The following is a 19387-nucleotide window of genomic DNA, read 5'->3' as shown; positions in this document are numbered from 1 at the left end:
GGCTCAGCTTCGACGTAATGTCTACAGTTTGCCATTCACTATAATAATGCCACATAACATGACTATATCTTATAAACACACTAATTAGTCATAGTATACCCGAATCCGCGAACAGTTTTCAATATTTTAGGTGTCTTTGGATTTGACTCAATCTTATCACGTAAGTTACTGATGTGCATATCTACCATACGGCTTTCGCCTGTATATTCATATCCCCAAACAGCTGTCAAAATTGTTTCACGATCAATTACACGCCCCAAACGCTGTGCAAAATATAATAACAAATCATATTCTCGTGGCGTTAAGGATAAAACACTATTTTTTTTCATCACTGTTTTTTTACTATCATTGATGAGCAAATCTTGTATAGAAATAACCATTTCATCCGTTTTGTTAGCATCTGTACTAACTTGTGAACGACGTAATACTGCTTTTAGTCTTGCTACAACTTCTCGAGGGCTGAAGGGCTTAGTGATATAGTCATCCGCACCTAATTCTAAGCCAAGCACACGGTCAAACTCATCCCCTTTTGCGGTTACCAAAATTATTGGCGTGCTAACTTTATCTTGACGTAACTGTTTTAAAACGGTCATGCCATCCATTTCTGGTAGCATTAGATCCAACAATATTGCATCGAATTGTTGCTCTTTTGCCTTTTGGTAAGCGGCTAAACCATCCGATGCAACCGTTACTTCGTAACCATTTTGTTGCAAATTGTATTGCAGCAGCGTTGCAATTGCCGTTTCATCATCAACAACGAGTATCTTAGTCATGTCTATCTCCATGCGTTTCTATACTTGCATTGTAACAAAAAAAAGAAAAACGACCTAACGTTTTTCTCAATATTTACATAATTTATACAATTGGTTCATCTGTTAAAGAATCATCTGCTGATGTATCCAAATCTGGCAAATTAATTTGCTCATCAGCTTTTTCCGCCTGAGCTTCCGTATTTGAAACGGCAGTACCATTCGCATTAGAATCAATACCATATGCTTGACGCACCTTGACATACAGTTCTTGTCGCAATGCAGTATGCTCAGGATCATCTAAATAGTCTTTGGCTTTCTCGCGCCCTTGACCAATTCGCTCGCCTTCGTAGGCATACCATGCACCTGCTTTATCGATAATATCTTGATCAACAGCGAGATCAAGAATTTCACCTGTTTGTGAAATTCCATGACCATACATAATATCGACTTCAGCAACTTTGAATGGGGGGGCCACCTTGTTTTTAACAATTTTAACTTTTGTCAAATTACCGGTGACATCAGTACCGTCTTTAATTTGTGTTGAACGTCTAACTTCCAAACGTACTGTCGAATAGAACTTTAGTGCACGACCACCAGGTGTAGTTTCAGGGTTTCCAAACATTACACCGACTTTTTCACGAATCTGGTTGATGAAAATAGCAATTGTTCCCGTTCGGTTTAGAGTTCCCGCTAACTTACGTAGTGCTTGACTCATTAAACGGGCTTGCAGTCCAACGTGCGCATCACCCATTTCACCTTCGATTTCGGCACGAGGTACTAATGCAGCAACTGAGTCAACAACAATCATATCTACGGCACCTGATTGTACCAAAGCATCAGCAATTTCTAATCCCTGTTCGCCTGTATCCGGTTGTGACAAAAGTAATTCGTCTTTTTTAACGCCAAGGGCTTCAGCGTATTTAACATCCAAAGCATTTTCAGCATCAATATAGGCAGCCGTTCCGCCTTGCTTTTGAACTTCAGCAACTGCATGAAGTGCGATGGTTGTCTTACCTGATGATTCTGGACCGTATACTTCAATAATACGCCCCTTGGGATAGCCACCAACACCCAAAGCAACATCAATTTTAACAGAACCTGAAGGAATCGTTTCAATCTGCGTTAGTGCGTTATCTCCTAACGTCATCACTGAACCTTTTCCAAAGTTTTTTTCAATTTTCTTTAGCGCTTCATCTAGCGCGGCTCGACGACCATCTTTCTTTGCTTGATCGTCTTTTTTAGTCGTTTTCTTTGCTACCATTGCGGCTAACTCCTTTTATCTTACTTGATTAGTGTACCTTTTTCGCGAGTCAAAAGCAAGCGTTTTTCGAACATTTGTTCGTTTCTGTTTGCTTTCTTCCTGATTATACGAAAAAAGCGCTATAAGCGCTTTTAGTTCCTTACATACCATCAGAAAAAACATTTCTATTTTGCCAAAAGTAATCGATACCTGAATAAATTGTAAAGATAACTGCAATCCACAATAAGACATCCCCAATAGGAAAATTAATAATGGAAAATGGCGCGTTGTGAATATATAAGAAGAAAATAGCAAACATTTGTGAAAATGTTTTTATCTTTCCTGGCATCTGTGCTGCCAAAACTTTGCCATTGTTTTCAACAATTAGCGTGCGTAAACCTGTAACAGCCAACTCTCGAATAACGATTACCGCAGTCATCCAAGCTGGAACAACATTGAAGCTCGTTAAGAAAATCAACGCTGTCATAACCAAAAGTTTATCAGCCAAAGGATCCGCAAACTTTCCAAAATTAGTGACTAAATGCTGGCTACGAGCTATCTGACCGTCCAAGAAGTCAGTTGCAGAAGCTATTGCAAAGACAACAGCGGCAATCAACCAATTAACTGGCATGGTTGCTCCTAAAAAACTGATATTAGACCAAGCATATGGTACTGTCAGCAATAAAATAAATACAGGAATTAAAATAATTCTGAAAACAGTTAGTTTATTAGGTAAATTCATGATACATCCTTTATTTATTGAGATTAAAAAGCACATTCCAAAATGCTGTTGTTGCACCACTTACTTCGACATCTTGTCCATCAACTGTAACTGAAGCATTAGTAACATTAGAAAATTGTAGATTAAACGCTGTTGTTCCCGCTGGAATTTCTACTGTTTTACTGCCACTAGCCAATGTTTCATTTAGCAAAATGTTACTACTAGCATCATTGACCTTAACTGAAGTACCTGTGTTCTTTGCTGTTATAACAACTGTATGCTTTTTAGTATTTTCATTAGACAAATTATAGATTGTCGTCTGCAAACTTGTATCTGTTTCTGGTGTACCTAAATCAAGTTTCGAAGATTCCTCACTGGAACTAGAAGCAGATGATTTCGATGCTGATGATTTACTAGAAGATTTGGAAACCTCAGAAGTAGAAACAGAGATATTACCGCCATTAGATGTCTGTTGAGAATTAGTTCCTATGTGTGTCAATACAAACCAAATAACTATTAAAGCCACAAGAATCAATAGCCCCAAACCAATTGTTGGCATAGAGTTCGCCAACCGTGATCTTGCTGTTGGGGTGTTATCTATCCCAGCACGAACAATACCATCATTATCCCTGTGTGCCCGGCTCAGGTCGCTAGTTCGAGACATAGAAATTGGTTTGGTTTCTCCTAATAGCTCATCAGGATGTAACCCAACAGCTAATGCATATTGCCGAATAAAAGCACGAACGTAAAAATCACCAGGTAAAACGCTAAGATTGTTTTCTTCAATAGCTGATAAATACCGGCGTTGGATTTTTGTAATCTCTTGGATATCATCCAATGATAATTGTTTTTCTAAGCGAGCAGCCATCAGTTGTTCGCCTATTTGATTTGTTAAAGTTTCATTCATAATAGCCCACAAGACTACTTATGCAACACAAATCGTTGCAACGTAGCATTTCGATATATTTTATCCGCTGTTACAAGAATGTCATCAAATGTTAAATCTTGTAACAACTCTATCTTATCAAAAAGATTAGTTCCAAACAAGACATCATCACCTTGCAAAGCCATATTTTCTAAGGAATTCAATTTCTGGATTCCCTCACCAACTGTAGCTCTTCGTAGTGACTCAAAAGCATTTTGTTGATTTTCTAAAACATTTTGATAATTATCAATTTGATTTTGAATTTCTTGTGTCAGAACGTTATAATCGTCCGTTTCAGCAAAAAAGCTCACATACTGATAATGTTTTATAATATCAAACGATGTGTCAAATTCTGTATCAATAATACCATGACTATATAAATTCTGATACCAATCTGTTTGCTCACCAAACAATAAATCATCCAAAATATCAGCAATTAAGATACGTTTGGTTGCCTCTGTGCCAACGACCTGATTCTGATCAAGTCGGATACCAAACGCAACTTTAGGGCGCGAAACATTAAAGTAGCGTTCCGATTGTTGTTCTTTTGCTGGTAAAATTTTTTCTGGGAAACGGGTTAACTTTCTAGGACGTAAATCTTTTTTGAATTGATTCTCTTTAACAACTGCTAATATTTCTTCGGGATTAAAATGCCCCACAATGTGTAGTGTCAGCTGTGTAGGTTGATAAAATGCAGAATGAATAGCGTACAGTAATTCAGGTGTGATAGTTGCAATCGTTTCACGGGTTCCAGCGATATCTTTAGCAATTGATGAGTCGGGATATAATGTATTTAATAATCCCATATAGAGTTCCCAATTAGGGTCATCATCATACATTTGTATTTCTTGCCCAATAATTCCTTGTTCTTTTTCTACTGTTTGCTTTGAAAAATAAGGTGTTTGAACAAAGTCTAGTAAATGTGTTAAGGCAGGTATTAAGTTTTGAGTAGTTGAAAACAGATAACTTGTTTGATAAGCATTGGTAAATGCATTAGCATCAGCCCCCAATTCGCCAAATCTTGCGAATGCATCTTCATTTTCTTTTTCAAATAGCTTGTGTTCCAAAAAATGTGCTGTTCCAGCGGGAATCTGAATTGGTTGTTCATCATCGATAACAAATTTCTGCTCTAACGCACCATAAGCAGTTGTTAACACAGCAAAAGTTTTATGGTAATTAGACTTCGGAACCATCACTATTGACAGACCATTATCTAACGTTTCTGTAATCACATCTTCTTTTAACTTTAGATAATGTTTTGTTTCCATATTAGACCTCAGGCAATAATATATAACGACTTTGAAGTGACATCTTCTGAGCAGCATTTTGAATATCGTCAGCAGTCACAGACTTAACTCGATCAATCCATTCCTGTTCACTCGTTTCTCTTCTTGTGAGTAATCGAGAAAAAGCAACTTCCATTTGACTTGCAGGTGAGTCACGTTGACTTAAGTAATCACTAATTAAGCTCATCTTAATCGCATCAACTGTCTGATTATCAAAGTCGCCCTCTTGAATGGCTTTAATTTGTTCTTGTATCATTGTGTCCGTCTGACGCACTTTTGTAGTATCTAAGCCAGCCGCAATAGTTAAAAATCCTGTATCGTGTTGCCAGCGAGAATAGATGCTATATGCTAGTGACTCCTTCTCGCGCACATTCATAAATAATTTTGATAGTGGCGTACCACCCAACAACGAATTCATGACTATAACAGCAAAACGCTGATCATCAAATGGTTTAACATTTAATTGATAAGCCAAGGTAAGCATAGCCTGATTAATCGAAGTTTTATGCTCAACTAATTCACTAAGATGTAATCGAGAGGATTGCCTATAAAATGGCTCTTTTTCTTCCTTAGCTCGATGTGGCACAATCGGCCACTTCTCTAATAATGAAATAATTTGCTGTTGATTAATATCACCAAGCACAACGATATTCATAGCATCGTCGTTAATCATGTTCTGATAAGCTTGATAAACACCAGAAGGATTTAAATTAGCAACAGTCTCTTCATTACCACTAGCGGATACACGCATGCCAGATTTATCATAAGTTATTTCACGAAGTTTAGCCACCGCGTAACGACTTTTGTCATCTTTAACGCTGGCAAGTTCATTAATTAGGCTTTGCTGCTCATTGGCAAATACTTGTTCATTGAATGAATGATTCTCTGCCAAAGGATTAAATATCATCTCGTTTAAAAAATCAAAAGCTTCGGTCAGGAGCTGTTTTCCCCCCACTATGTAGGTAGGTGCCGGTATTTGCAAAGTAAAGCGTACATGATGCGTTTGGCCAATGCGAAAAACATCAGTTTGATATTGGGCACCATACAAATCAATTGTTTTTTGCGCCACTTGTTGTTGCGTTTTATAATGAGCCGAGCTAACAGCAGTCAAATAAGACACTAATGCACGTGCACTAATACTTTCAGGCTCAACTGCTGTTGAAAAATCAACGGCGATGTGCAATGTTTTAAATTGTGTAGTTGGCAGAATTACAAGATTCGCGCCATGATTAATAATTGTTTTTTTCATAGTATTGGTGAGAAAAGTCTACTAAACTTTTGCTTAAATTTCATCCAAGCAGACTGTTTCTCAAAATATTCCATTGTTAATTTTGTGGACTTTAATACATCTTGCTCAAATAAATCTTCTAGGTCAGATGCAAAGTCTGGATCGTATATAAATGCGTTGCCTTCAAAATTAAGAGAAAATGAACGGATATCCATATTAGCTGACCCGACAGTTGCTACCTCATTATCAATGACCACAACCTTGCTATGTAAAAAGCCACCATCATAGCGGTAAACTGTCGCGCCAAGATCAATTAATTCTTGAGCATAATATTCAGTTGCCCGATAAACTAAAGGATGGTCGGGCTGATTAGGTATCATTAATTTCACCTTAACCCCAGACAAAATAGCAACTTCAAGTGTTTCTAACACGGGACCGTCCGGAATGAAATAAGGTGTTTGAATACTTATGCTTTCACGGGCAGAAGAAAACATTCTCATGTAACCTTGTTTGATCTGCTTCATATCGTCATCAGGGCCACTAGAAACAATTTGAATCATAGATTTTCCCGGTAAAGAAAAATTTTCAGGAAAATACTTTGTAGTTTGGATTAACAGCTCTTTACCTTCAGCGGTGGCGTTCCAATCCATTAAAAATCGACTTTGCAGTGATAATACTGCATCCCCAACAATTCGGGTATGCGTATCACGCCAATAACCAAATTTTTTAGATTCACCAATATATTGATCCCCTACATTAAATCCACCAATGTATCCAATTTTACCATCAATAATAGCAATTTTACGGTGATTTCTAAAATTAAAACGCAAAGTTAATAGCTGAAAGCGTCGCATTAAGAACGGTACAGCAACACCTCCAGCTGCACGTAATTGTCTGTACATTTTAGGATGTTGTCCATGAGAACCAAACTGATCATAAATAACGCGAACCTCAACACCTTCACTAGCTTTTTCAGTTAATAGATCAACGAGTTGATGTCCTATTTTATCATCAAAAATAGAAAAATATTCTAAATGGATATGTTCCTTTGCAGCCTTAATATCTGAGAATAACTTATCAAACTTCTTTTTCCCATCACTAAAAATTGTAATTTTATTACCACGTGTCAAAACAGCACGATCAGATGATAAAAATAATTTCAACAACTCTGTTGCACTGTAAGGAATAGGAAGTAAGTTCTCAATATCTTGTAATTGCTTTTTTTGATTTAAAGCAATTTGATCTAAACCACGTTGTTCTTGGGTCCGTAAACGAAATATTTTTTTACTAGAAATACGACTACCAGCCAAAAAGAAGATAGCAAATCCTACAACAGGTAACAGCAGAAGAACAAGCATCCAAGCCCAAATTGTGGCAATTTCACGTTTCTGTCGAAAAACAGCAATAAAAGAAATAATTGTATTGATGACCAAAGCTATTAATATAATAATCCAAAAAGATGTTCTCAGCATATTGCCCTCCCCAGTGCAACAAAAAACTATTAATACCATTCTAACATAAAAAAGCAGCACCATTACGGTGCTGCCAAAGTATGTATTAATTACCAAACCACTTCGTACTATATTTTTGTAAACGACCATTTTTTTTATAAGTTGCTAATTCTTTATTTACTGCTTGTCGTAATTTTTTATCTGCTTTGCGGAAGCCAACTGCATTATCATTTACTGGGAAACCACCTGTTGTGATTGTGTAGTCATTTGGGTTAGATTGATGAGCAACATAATAACGTGCATAGTCTTCATCAATCAATAAACCATCGATGCGGCTCGCATTCAAATCATTGAATGCTTTGTCAAATGTATCATAGCCAATAACCTTCTGGTCTTTAACATATTGTTTCAAAACTTTAGGATACTGCGCAAAAGTTTGATCGCCACTTGAAGCTGTTTGATCTCCTAATACTTTACCTTGCATATCAGAAAACTTGTTAATGTTACTTTTCTTTAAAGTAACAAGCACTTGCGTTGCCTTGTGATAAGGTGTTGAAAAAGCGACCTTCTTTTTCCGGTCATCTGTAATTGTATAACCGTTCCAAATAGCATCAATGTTTCCGGTGTTTAATTCTGTTTCTTTCATTGACCAATCAATGGGTTGCCATTTGACCTTGATCCCCAAACTTTTGAATACAGCGGTTGCCAAATCAACATCAAATCCTACTAATTTACCCGATTTATCGCGAAATCCCATTGGCACAAATGTATCATCTAAACCAATCGTAATTTGCTTTTCCCTCTTGATTCGTGACCATTGATCTGTTTTCACTACTGTCTGTTCTGTACTTTTGCTTTTTTGGGAATTATTAGATAAAGAGAGAGCTGCCATAACGACCAGTGCAATAAATAAAGTACCAACAATACTATTAACAACAATCTTCTTTTTCATGCTTGGCATTAGCGCTTTACCTCCGTCGCAAAATCAAACACGCGATCAGAAACCATTTCAGCAAATGGCTGATCGTGCGTAATAATAACTTGTGTTACACCACGTTTCTTAAGTGTATTAACAACATCAGCTACTTGGTGTGTTGATGCTTCATCCAATCCACTTGTAGGTTCATCATATGCCAAAATTTTGGGCTTCATGGCCAGTGCACGTGCAATTGCTGCACGCTGCTTTTGACCACCAGATAATTGATAGGGAAACAAATTAGCTTTATCTAACATGCCTAAGGATTCCAAAAGCTCCTGCCCTTGTTCAACGGCCTTTGATGAAGACTGTTTATTAACATTAATAGGTGCTAACGTGATATTGTCAATAACTGTGTAATTTGGGAATAGATTAAAGTCTTGGAAAATCATGCCAATATTCGTATCTGAACTTTCACCTTTAATATCGATGTTTTCGCCATTTAAAATAATTTCGCCATCGTCTGCAGTTTCTAATCCTGCCATAATTTTAATTAAGGTTGTTTTACCAATACCAGATGGACCAACAATGCTTAATACTTCACCATCATGTACTGTTAAATTAAGGGATTTAAAGATCACATTTTGATCGTATTTTTTGGTTAAGTTTTTGATTTCTAACATTAAATTACCTCCATGTATTCAAAACTGTTTCGCTACGACGCAATAATAATGTGACAACCGCCGTCATAATCAAATATATCAATCCAACTAATAAGTATGGCATCAAAGTGACGTCACGACTAGCCGCAATATTCCCTGCTCGCAGAATGTCTCCTAAGCCAATAACATAAACTAAAGACGTGTCTTTGACCAAGTTAATCACTTCATTACCAAATGAAGGAACAACAATCTTGATTACTTGTGGCAAAATTATTTTGAAAAATGTTTGTATTTTACTAAAGCCAAGTACTTTAGCAGCATCATATTGCCCTCTTGGGACTGATTGTAGTCCACCACGGAAAATTTCAGCAAGATAGGCTGCATAATTAATAATAAACGCTATGATAGCAGCTTCAAATCGTGGAAATGCTATACCCATCATTCCAAGACCATAGTAGATAAAAATCAATTGTAGAAGTAGCGGCGTACCACGCATAATCCAAATATAACCGTTAATCAACCAACGTATTGTAAAGTAAGGTGATTTCATCCCTAAGGATACTAAAATCCCCAATGGTACAGATCCAACGATTGTTAGGAAAAACACCCCTAGCGTCGTTTTTAGTCCAGCCAATAAACTGGGAAGAATTGTAGTTAGATAACTCATAATTGAAACTCCTTTATTGAATTGCGCTTATAACTCATATATTTTAACGAGAAAGAACAATCACATTTATAATGTATTTATAAAACGAAAAAGTCCTCTTACAGTATTTTTACTGCAAGAGGACGCAAAAGCGTGGTTCCACCTCGAATTCAACTTTTGCTCACACAAAAGTTCTCCACCAGTCTTCTAACCAATTAAAAACGCCTCCAAATACAAGAAATGTATTCAGAGGGCGTTTCATCGCGGTTCCACCTCTTTGTTATGCTACCATCACTAGTAGCATCTCAATAAGTCAAAGACTGTTATGTGATAACGGACACTTCCGATAAAGCTTACTTTGTTCAGCTTTATACTCATAGATGTGTTTCGTGCAATTTAACTATTTGCTCACAGCGACCGCAAATTCTCTTTTAAATTAAAATGAACTACTCTTCTACTCAACGTTTTACTATATGGTCATAATTATACTATAAAAAGAGAACTTGTCAACGCAGAAACTGAAATAAAGACCATACTGGATAATATGATACAGCCGCAAAAAACAGATTTAAAATTACTGTTGGCAATACCTCGTATAGTAAAAACGATAATACGCTAACATTAGCAATCCCAGTAACAAATCCACTAACATAAGAAATTAGTAGGTAAATAAGCAAGCCAGCTAGATATAAAAGTAAGCCACTTACTAGACGCTCATCTAGCACTTCATGCAATTGCTTCATCATAGCTACCGCGGCAATAAATGCAAAAGTATATGTACCAAAAATGCCAGTGTAGTACATATCAAACAGTATACCAATGACTACAACATAAAACCAAAAAGGTAGCTCGTTTTCAACATCAAATTGGACACCCAAAAAGAGCCAACCAAGTGTCAAAGTGGGTAGAATGTGCCAAGGAAATTGTGTAAAGAACCCCCCCATGCTAGACATGAATGTTCCATCAACAAACAATACCAAAAATAATAACACAGGATAAATTACACGCATTCGCGTCAATTGCCAAAATGCCATTAATTTGCTCCTATCTGTGAAATTGCAACCATAACTGTGGTGATATTACCTAAATCAGCCGCAGGTTCAATGTATATTTTCTTGGATAAACCATAATCATCCGTCGTAACACTGGCAACCTTACCAACATACAGTCCTGCTGGAATAACACCACCAAGTCCAGAAGTTTCAACTAAATCACCTTTACTGATTTTATTATTTGATGTGACTTGCCCCATAATTAATTGATTTTTCTCACGATTAAAACTTGTTACGATGCCGTTAACATCACCATCATCACCCTTAATTTTAATCGCAAATCTATTAGCGTCGGAACTAGTATCAGAAATCAAAGCCACTTTTGAATTAGTTGTGTTTACTTCACTAATACGGCCAATAATTCCGGCTCCTGCAAGTACTGGCATCCCTTTTTTCAAACCCGAATTGGATCCTTCATCAATAACTAATTGTGACTGCCATGTCGTTGGTGAACGACTAATTGTGACAGCCGAAACTGTTTTATAATCTGTTAATGTGGCTTTTAGTTTTAATTGTTGCTTCAGAGATTTGTTCTCTTCTTCAACTGTTTGTAAATGAACTTTGTCCTGAGCAAATTCATCAATCTTAGATTTCAACCTTTTGTTTTCTTCAAATGTATCTAACAGATTAGTAATACTATTTGCTGTGCGCCCAACGGCAGTCGTTGGGACAGCAATAATACGACTAACACCACCCGCTAAATCATTCCCAAAACGCTGTAAAAAAGGCGGCGTATTCGTTCTTTTGGCCCACCAATTTGATCCGGCAATTAAACTTACAATTATTATAAACGCAACAATTATTGATACCAACGTGCGTGATGAAAATATTTTTTTCATGTATTTACCCAAAAAAGCCAGTTACCACTTCTAAAAATAGTTGACAATTTCATCTACTTCCAATGGTATGCTACCTTGTTTTACTTAGAAACTTTTATTTAACATTAATTCTTGAAAATAAATAATAGCGTAGCGCAAGCGCCACGCTATTTTAAACTACCATTACTTTTGTCGCATGACATCAATAGATTTCAACGCCTCTCCAGTACCAATAGCAACTGCATCTAACGGCTCGTTAGCTATTAAGACTGGTACCTTGGTTGCATCTTGAATAATTTTTTCAATGTCGCGTAATAATGCCCCACCACCGGTCAAAATCATACCGTGATCAATAACATCTGCAGCTAATTCAGGTTGAGTCGATTCTAACGTCTCACGAATAGCCGCCACGATTTCTTGCACCGGCTCTTGAATTGATGTGGATACATCTTCAGCGGTAACATCAATTGTCTTAGGCAAACCAGTCAACAAGTCGCGACCTCTGACCGTAGCATTTGGCAAGGTACGTGCTAAAGCAAGTGATGCAGCACCAATTTCGATTTTGAGTCTTTCAGCTGTCGGTTCACCAATGGTAACGTTATATTTGTTGCGAACAAAATTAGCAATTGCTTCGTCCAGCTTGTCTCCAGCTACACGGATTGAACGACTTGAAACAATTCCACCTAATGAAATTGTCGCAACATCAGTCGTTCCGCCGCCCATGTCAACAACCATTGATCCAGTAGGATCCATAACTGGTAGCCCAGCACCAACCGCTGCGGCAAAGGGCTCCTCTATGACATAAGCGTCACGCGCGCCAGCAACACGGGCAGCATCAATAACAGCACGCCTTTCGACAGCTGTTACACCCGAAGGTACACCAATCGTTACATAAGGTTTGCCAATACGACCGCCAAGTGCTTTTTGCAAATAATAACGAATCATTGCAACAGTTGTATCGTAATCTGCAATAACACCGTCACGCATCGGACGGATAGCAGCGATACTTGCAGGCGTTCGGCCTAACATGTCTTTAGCTTCAGAACCTACAGCAACGACTTCATTGGTTTGTGTATTACGCGCAACTACTGATGGTTCACGCAATATGATACCACGACCTTCGATATATACATATGTGTTAGCGGTACCCAGATCGATACCAACATTTTTTTGTCCAAATGAAAATGCCACTGTACTGCCCCTTATCGTGTTACGACTGCTATTGCAACACATTTAAATTTTACTTAACTTATAATATTGTAGCATAAAAATGGTTTAATTCGCACATCAATTTGAACGAACATAAGTAACTTTACCGTGAGCGTGAGCAATACCACGAATAGTATTTTGATATGCGAAATTTGCCCAAGCCTTCTGAAATTCCGGAAATACTGCTGGTGTCACTTCAATTTCGTCTATTTTCCCATCACGCAGATCATTTAGTGCTTGTGTATAATTCATAATTCACCTCATAGACAGTATAACATTTTTAAAATTAGCACTCTACTTTAAAGAGTGCTAATTTTAATTGCATTTTTCTTAAATCGTGCTATAATTAAAGCATAACCTACAGAAAGGAATCGTGTGCAATACTATGGTGAAATGCAATAACTGTATTCCATGGTGCTTCACACTAAGTAAAAGATATGGCACAACAAGATTCGTTTGGTTTTGGTAATTTAGATGAAATGTTTCGCGCAATGAATGAACAAATGGCGCAAGCACAAGGACAACAAAATACACAAGCACAAAAAAATAATAATGGTAATAAAAAAAGACGCTTACTTGATGAGTTTGGTATTAATTTGACCAAACAAGCTCGCGATGGAAAGCTCGACCCTGTTATTGGTCGAGATAACGAAGTTGCTCGCACAATTGAAATTTTAAATCGTCGTACAAAGAATAATCCAGTACTAATTGGTGAACCTGGTGTTGGTAAAACAGCTATTGTTGAAGGCCTAGCGCAAGCTATTGTGGCTGGAAAGGTGCCTGAAAAGTTACAGCATAAAGAAGTTATTCGTTTGGAAATGTCGGCCTTAGTTCAAGGTACGAGCATGCGTGGTCAATTCGAAGCACGGATGCGTGAATTAATGAAAGAAGTTACGAACAGTGATGATGTCATCTTATTCATTGATGAAATTCATGAAATTATGGGTGCCGGAAATGCTGAAGGCGGTATGGATGCAGGTAACATTTTGAAACCTGCCCTAGCTCGTGGTGAATTCCAATTAATCGGTGCAACAACTTTAAACGAGTATCGAAAGATTGAAAAAGATGGTGCTATTGCCCGTCGTTTCCAACCAGTGCAAGTTGAAGAACCTTCTAAGGAAGAAACTATCACGATTTTAGAAGGAATTAGTGAACGATATGAAAAGTATCACTATGTTACATTCAGCGATTCTGCCCTTCAAGCAGCTGTTGAACTATCTGACCGTTATATTCCAGAAAGATTTCTACCGGATAAAGCAATTGATTTGCTTGATGAAGCTGGTTCACGTAAAAATTTGACAATGAAAGTTGCGGATCCCAAAACTATTCAAGTGAACATCGAAGCAGCTGATAAATTAAAGCAAGAAGCAATTGATAAAGAAGATTTTGAAAAAGCAAGCTATTGGCGTGATCAGGTTAACCAACTTGAGTCGCAGAAGGCACAAGTCGAGGCTCACCCGGAGATGTCAAAGCCACAAACAGTAACAGAACAAGACATCTTAAAAATTGTTGAAGATAAAACCGATATTCCTGTCGGAGCTTTAAAAGAAAACGAAGCTAATCAACTAAAAGATTTGGATAAAAACTTATCGAAACATGTTATTGGTCAAGATGAGGCAGTAGAAAAAGTAGCCAAGGCGATTCGCCGTAATCGTATTGGTCTAACAAAATCTGGTCGTCCAATTGGATCATTCCTATTTGTCGGACCGACCGGTGTTGGTAAGACTGAAACTGCCAAGCAATTAGCTAAGGAAATGTTTGGTAGCAAAGATGCCATGATTCGTTTCGACATGTCAGAGTACATGGAAAAACATACCGTTTCTAAAATGATTGGTGCTCCTGCCGGTTATGTCGGTTACGAAGAGGCCGGTCAATTAACAGAACAAGTTCGCCGTCGCCCCTACTCATTGGTACTCTTTGATGAAGTAGAAAAAGCACATCCAGATGTAATGAACATGTTCTTACAGATTCTTGATGATGGCCGTCTAACTGATGCACAAGGTCACATAGTGAGTTTCAAAGATACTGTCATTATTATGACTTCTAACGCTGGTTCAACAGATACAGGAAATACGCCTGTGGGATTCGCCCAAGTTGATCAACAAAATCGTTTGATGCAACGTTTGGAAAATTATTTCCGTCCAGAATTCTTGAACCGTTTAGACGATATCATTGATTTCCAACCTTTGTCACAAGATCATTTACTAAAGATTGTCGACTTACTATTGACCGATATGAATGATAACTTGTCTGACAACGATTTGCACATTGATTTGAGCACTGCTGCTAAGAAGAAATTAGTGGAGCTCGGTTATGACCCTGCAATGGGTGCTCGACCTCTCCGTCGTGTCATGCAAGACAAAATTGCCGATGGTATCGCTGACTTCTATTTAGAGCACCCAAATGTTCATCATTTGCAAGCTGACATTGTTCATAACGAATTTGTTATTAGTGAAGTTAAACCAGAACCAGTTACTGTAAATAAAATTTAACTTGCGTGTGATATGAAACGACTTTCGGGTCGTTTTTTGTTTGTGATATAATGTGTAGGTATATTCAAAGGGGATATTATGGCAAATACATCGCCCGTATGGGTTTATTATAAAAATATAGCAACTGGTGATGAGTTACACGAACCAACAAGACTAGATGGCGAAGTAGGCACACCCTACGAAATCGCTATTTTAGATATCGCCAATTATCAGTATATCGATAATTCTGGATCTTTGACGGGATTGTTTGGTAGCCTACCTCAGTCATTAGAGCTTCATTATCGGCCACAAGTATGGCAAGCTGTACACCGTATTAACATGTTTATCGAAACAGTAACCAGTGTACAAGTTTTTCTAGAGCCAGATAACTTATCAAACGTTACGACAAACTTAAACCCAAATACTTTTTGGGCAACTCAATTACGCGCTATTTCTGGTAATGGTCAATTTTGGTATCAAATTGGTGACTATCATTGGATTCGTTATGATGCTACCCAAATGAAACTGTCAGACACAGCTCCAGAAGTCGAAAATATTAATTACTTCAATGATGCAGAAAAAAGTAAAAGCAATCAGCCTAACGCGGTTGTTAATTTTCTTCCCGATCGATCTATAGAAGTCTATGCTGAACCTTATGGGTTGCCAATCGGTAGTGTTTCCGATAGTGATTTTGTGGCAATAACTGAAGAAGTTCATGATGATAATAACATTGTTTGGTATAAAATAGCTACTAAAGGATGGATTAACAGTATTTATATTAATAAGCTATAAAAAAATCGACCAAGTTGGTCGATTTTTTTAGTCTAATATTGTTGTCGTAAATGTTTTGTCACCTGAATTACGGATTAGAATTGCTTGCATTTCATTGGCGGCTTTAATAATTATTCGAATCGGTACATTCGTTGGTAAATACTTTAACGCCGATTGAGATACATATGTTGCAAAACTTTCAATTTCAGTTTGACTGTAGAACTGTGTTGTCACTGTAACTTTCATACTAGAAAGCGTACCTGATTTAAAATTAGCAACTGCCGTAGCACCAGCTATGTTGGGAAAGAAATTCGAAACATCATTTTTAAAGTTAGCAAAAGATGTGTTAGCCTCTGAACCCAAACTCGATGTATCAGTTGACTCCTTAGGTAAAACAATAGACTTTTGATTAATGCTAGTCCATTCTTTCAATTTAGTTCCGCTACTACTTGTAGACTCTGCATAGAAGTTCCCTGGCGCTAATGAATCTGTTTTTGAATTGGCATACATGGCAATCACAATAGGCGTATCTGAATCAACCCCTTTTTGTTCTCGCACTTTTTTGATAATTTCTGGTGCAATTTTTTTACCATAAGCTATGCGGTCAGCATCTGAAATATTTTGTGTATATGTAGCACCATATTGTTCTTTTTGGTATTCATCCTGTGTGTTCATTGCCACACCGATAACCATGCCAGCTAATTTAAGATTGTCACCATCTTTGGTCATGAAATCCTGTTCGGTTAGTGTTTGAACATAAACCGGATTACGTGAACTATCTGTCTTACCATTATCTTCAGGATTTAATCCCTCACTATTACTGCTACTTTTACGTTCAAGTAATGAAGTAACAGTAGACGAACTCAAATATTGTCCTTCTTGAAAAATATAACTGCTTGTCTTAAAATGCGTTTTGGCCAAATCAAGCAATGATGATTCAAAATTTTTCACATCAAGACTATTCGTTTCGGAAGTTGACGTAATACCACGAGCTGCACTCACCAAATAACGACCATTTTTGATCACTGTTTGGTACTGTCCTGGTGTGCTCTGAGTCAACTGTACACCACTTGTTTTTTTACTTGTTGTTAGTGTGACACGATTCACATTGAAAAAATATAAAATGCCAACGGCGATAATCAAAATACCAACGATAATCGCTATATAACCACGAAACCCAATCCGCTTCATTATTTTCCGTCCTCTTTTACTTGTTCATCAACAAACTGTTGTTCGGTCCAAACTGTAACACCTAATTGATTAGCTTTATCAAGTTTGCTACCTGCAGCTTCTCCTGCAATAACTAAGTCTGTTTTCACTGACACTGATCCGGCGACATTAGCACCATGATCTTGCAACCATTTTGTTGCAGCAGGTCGACTACTCTGTTCTAGTTTACCAGTTAAGACTACCTTTTTGCCATAGAAAAATGAATTTTCGTCAATCACTGTATCAGATAAATATGACTGGTTAACACCAGAAGAAGCTAGTTCGACAAGTAATTGCTTAGATTCTGGCGTACTAAAGTATTGCACAATTGACTGGGCAATCGTGTGACCAATACCATTAATATTTGCGATTTCTTCAACAGAAGCTTCTGAAACAGCTGATAAAGTTCTGAACTTTTCTGCTATCAGGCGAGCCGCTTTTGCACCAACCATGCGAACCCCTAAGCCAAATAATAAGCGTTCAAGAGAATTTTTCTTTGAACTATTAATCGCATCAATTAATTTCACAGCTGATTTTTCTTGAAACTTGTCTAAAGTTAGTAATTGTTCAACCGTTATGCGGTAAATTGAAGCCACATCTTTAATATAGCCTGCCTTTAATAATTGACCGACAACCCTTGGTCCCATACCATCAATATTCATTGCATTCCTTGACGCAAAATGTGTTAGTCCTTCCTGAATTTGAGCTGAACAGAATGGATTAATACAGCGGAGTGCTACTTCACCTTCAATGTGAACTAAATTCGATTCACAGGCAGGACATATTGTTGGAATCTGATAAGTTTCACTATCTGTCGGACGTTTTTCTAAAATGACTTGCCCGATTTCTGGAATGATATCACCCGCTTTGTGTAACGTAACCGTATCACCAATTTGAATATCCTTTTCCCTTAAATAATCAGGATTATGCAAACTAGCACGTTGCACAGTTGTGCCCGCTAGCAAAACGGAGTCCATAACTGCAGTAGGTGTGACCGCCCCAGTTCGTCCAACAGTCCATTCAATGTCACGAACGACTGTCAAAGCTTCTTCCGGAGGAAATTTATAAGCGATAGCCCAACGTGGAATTTTAACTGTATTCCCTAAATCAAACTGTAAGTCTAGTTGATTCACTTTAACGACAACACCATCGATACCATAAGACAAGTTTTCGCGCTCCGAAGTGTACTCATCAATATAGTCAGCAATATCTGCCATTTTATTGATGACACGATTGTGTGTGTCTGTTGGCAAACCTAATTCTGCAAAGCGCTCTAACGCACCACTTTGAGTTGTCACTCCTAGAATATCGGGTTCAGCCGTATAATATACAAAAGCCGCTAGATTTCGTGACTTAGTAATTTTAACGTTCAATTGACGCAAAGAACCTGCTGCAGCATTACGAGGATTGGCAAAAGGTTCTAACCCATCAGCCTCTCGTTGCTTATTTAGAGCAGCAAAACTAGCTTTTGGCATATAAATTTCGCCACGTACCTCGATGGTTAATGGTTCAGTCAGTTTTTTTGGTATTGCTTTAATTGTTTTCACATTCGCTGTAACATCTTCACCAACGATACCATTCCCACGCGTAGAAGCTTGTACTAGTTGACCGTCAACGTAGGTCAATGCAACTGCTAAGCCATCAATTTTCAACTCTAAATTATAAGGTGCTTGATTTCCTAGCGACTTGGTTGTTCTTGCATCCCAATCGTTAAGTTCGTCTAAGCTAAATACATCACCTAACGACAGCATAGGTGCAGGATGTACCACTTTTTGTAATTCGGATTTTGTATCTGCGCTACCAACATTCTGTGTTGGTGAATCTGGGGTCACATATTGTGGAAATTTTTCTTCTAATGCAATTAACCGGGCATATAATGCATCGTAAATGTAGTCCTCAACTAGTGGTGCGTCTTCTTCATAATAAGCCGTGCCATATTGTACAAGCTGCTTTTGTAATCGCGCGGTTTCTTGTTGCGCGTCTTGTGTTGTTAATTTTTCAATTGGCGTAAAATCTGGTAACATTCTCGA

18 protein-coding genes and 1 other annotated feature are annotated in these 19387 nt (G+C 37.7%); of the genes, 2 read left to right on the top strand and 16 right to left on the bottom strand.

Features of this window, described 5'->3' with window-relative positions; genetic code table 11:
* Positions 1–80 precede the first annotated feature (80 nt).
* The 14 genes from JNUCC76_RS02845 to JNUCC76_RS02780 all read right to left on the bottom strand — a co-directional run bounded on the left by JNUCC76_RS02845 (position 81) and on the right by JNUCC76_RS02780 (position 13158).
* Complete coding sequence (locus JNUCC76_RS02845) at positions 81–773, bottom strand: response regulator transcription factor (RefSeq protein WP_454155648.1); 693 nt, start codon at positions 771–773, stop codon at positions 81–83.
* Positions 774–855: 82 nt separating this feature from the next.
* A complete protein-coding gene (gene recA, locus JNUCC76_RS02840; RefSeq protein ID WP_454155646.1) occupies positions 856–2013 on the bottom strand; it encodes a recombinase RecA in 1158 nt (385 codons plus the stop codon).
* A gap of 139 nt (positions 2014–2152) precedes the next feature.
* Complete coding sequence (pgsA, locus tag JNUCC76_RS02835) at positions 2153–2734, bottom strand: CDP-diacylglycerol--glycerol-3-phosphate 3-phosphatidyltransferase (RefSeq protein WP_454155644.1); 582 nt, start codon at positions 2732–2734, stop codon at positions 2153–2155.
* Positions 2735–2744: 10 nt separating this feature from the next.
* A complete protein-coding gene (locus JNUCC76_RS02830) occupies positions 2745–3620 on the bottom strand; it encodes a helix-turn-helix domain-containing protein (protein WP_454155642.1) in 876 nt (291 codons plus the stop codon).
* Positions 3621–3634: 14 nt separating this feature from the next.
* Complete coding sequence (gene yfmH, locus JNUCC76_RS02825) at positions 3635–4906, bottom strand: EF-P 5-aminopentanol modification-associated protein YfmH (RefSeq protein WP_454155640.1); 1272 nt, start codon at positions 4904–4906, stop codon at positions 3635–3637.
* 1 nt (position 4907) lies between these two features.
* Complete coding sequence (gene yfmF, locus JNUCC76_RS02820) at positions 4908–6173, bottom strand: EF-P 5-aminopentanol modification-associated protein YfmF (RefSeq protein WP_454155638.1); 1266 nt, start codon at positions 6171–6173, stop codon at positions 4908–4910.
* Positions 6170–7624: a cardiolipin synthase gene (gene cls, locus JNUCC76_RS02815; protein WP_454155636.1), complete on the bottom strand. Its 1455-nt coding sequence runs from the start codon at positions 7622–7624 to the stop codon at positions 6170–6172. The genes yfmF and cls overlap by 4 nt, the downstream gene beginning before the upstream one ends.
* An 85-nt stretch (positions 7625–7709) precedes the next feature.
* The gene (locus JNUCC76_RS02810; protein ID WP_454155635.1) at positions 7710–8564 is read right to left on the bottom strand and encodes an amino acid ABC transporter substrate-binding protein; all 855 of its coding nucleotides are present in this window, start codon (positions 8562–8564) and stop codon (positions 7710–7712) included.
* Positions 8564–9202 (bottom strand): amino acid ABC transporter ATP-binding protein, encoded by a 639-nt coding sequence (locus JNUCC76_RS02805; RefSeq protein WP_454155633.1) that lies wholly within the window; start codon positions 9200–9202, stop codon positions 8564–8566. The genes JNUCC76_RS02810 and JNUCC76_RS02805 overlap by 1 nt, the downstream gene beginning before the upstream one ends.
* A 4-nt stretch (positions 9203–9206) precedes the next feature.
* Complete coding sequence (locus tag JNUCC76_RS02800) at positions 9207–9848, bottom strand: amino acid ABC transporter permease (RefSeq protein ID WP_454155632.1); 642 nt, start codon at positions 9846–9848, stop codon at positions 9207–9209.
* Between the two features lie 225 nt (positions 9849–10073).
* Positions 10074–10298 (bottom strand) — a binding site (T-box leader).
* Positions 10299–10333: 35 nt separating this feature from the next.
* The gene (gene mreD, locus JNUCC76_RS02795) at positions 10334–10861 is read right to left on the bottom strand and encodes a rod shape-determining protein MreD (RefSeq protein WP_454155631.1); all 528 of its coding nucleotides are present in this window, start codon (positions 10859–10861) and stop codon (positions 10334–10336) included.
* Positions 10861–11718, bottom strand: coding sequence for a rod shape-determining protein MreC (mreC, locus tag JNUCC76_RS02790; protein ID WP_454155629.1), 858 nt, complete (start codon positions 11716–11718; stop codon positions 10861–10863). Before mreC ends, mreD begins: the two co-directional genes overlap by 1 nt.
* Before the next feature lie 162 nt (positions 11719–11880).
* Positions 11881–12888, bottom strand: a complete 1008-nt coding sequence (locus JNUCC76_RS02785) for a rod shape-determining protein (protein ID WP_454155628.1) — start codon at positions 12886–12888, stop codon at positions 11881–11883.
* Between the two features lie 96 nt (positions 12889–12984).
* Entirely contained in the window at positions 12985–13158 is a 174-nt protein-coding gene (locus JNUCC76_RS02780; protein WP_454155627.1) for a protein YkzS, read from the bottom strand.
* A 185-nt stretch (positions 13159–13343) separates the two neighbouring features.
* Between JNUCC76_RS02780 and JNUCC76_RS02775 the strand changes: the two genes are divergently transcribed.
* Positions 13344–15398: an ATP-dependent Clp protease ATP-binding subunit gene (locus tag JNUCC76_RS02775; protein ID WP_454155625.1), complete on the top strand. Its 2055-nt coding sequence runs from the start codon at positions 13344–13346 to the stop codon at positions 15396–15398.
* Positions 15399–15476: 78 nt separating this feature from the next.
* Positions 15477–16169: a MucBP domain-containing protein gene (locus JNUCC76_RS02770; RefSeq protein WP_454155623.1), complete on the top strand. Its 693-nt coding sequence runs from the start codon at positions 15477–15479 to the stop codon at positions 16167–16169.
* 27 nt (positions 16170–16196) lie between these two features.
* On the opposite strand, the gene JNUCC76_RS02765 is transcribed toward JNUCC76_RS02770, so the two are convergent.
* Complete coding sequence (locus tag JNUCC76_RS02765) at positions 16197–17339, bottom strand: CamS family sex pheromone protein (protein WP_454155621.1); 1143 nt, start codon at positions 17337–17339, stop codon at positions 16197–16199.
* Positions 17339–19381, bottom strand: a complete 2043-nt coding sequence (gene ligA, locus JNUCC76_RS02760) for an NAD-dependent DNA ligase LigA (RefSeq protein WP_260342505.1) — start codon at positions 19379–19381, stop codon at positions 17339–17341. Before ligA ends, JNUCC76_RS02765 begins: the two co-directional genes overlap by 1 nt.
* Positions 19382–19387 lie beyond the last annotated feature (6 nt).

The sequence above is a fragment of the Leuconostoc sp. JNUCC 76 genome, from assembly GCF_053667755.1.
This window is presented reverse-complemented; position numbering and strand designations above follow the sequence as displayed.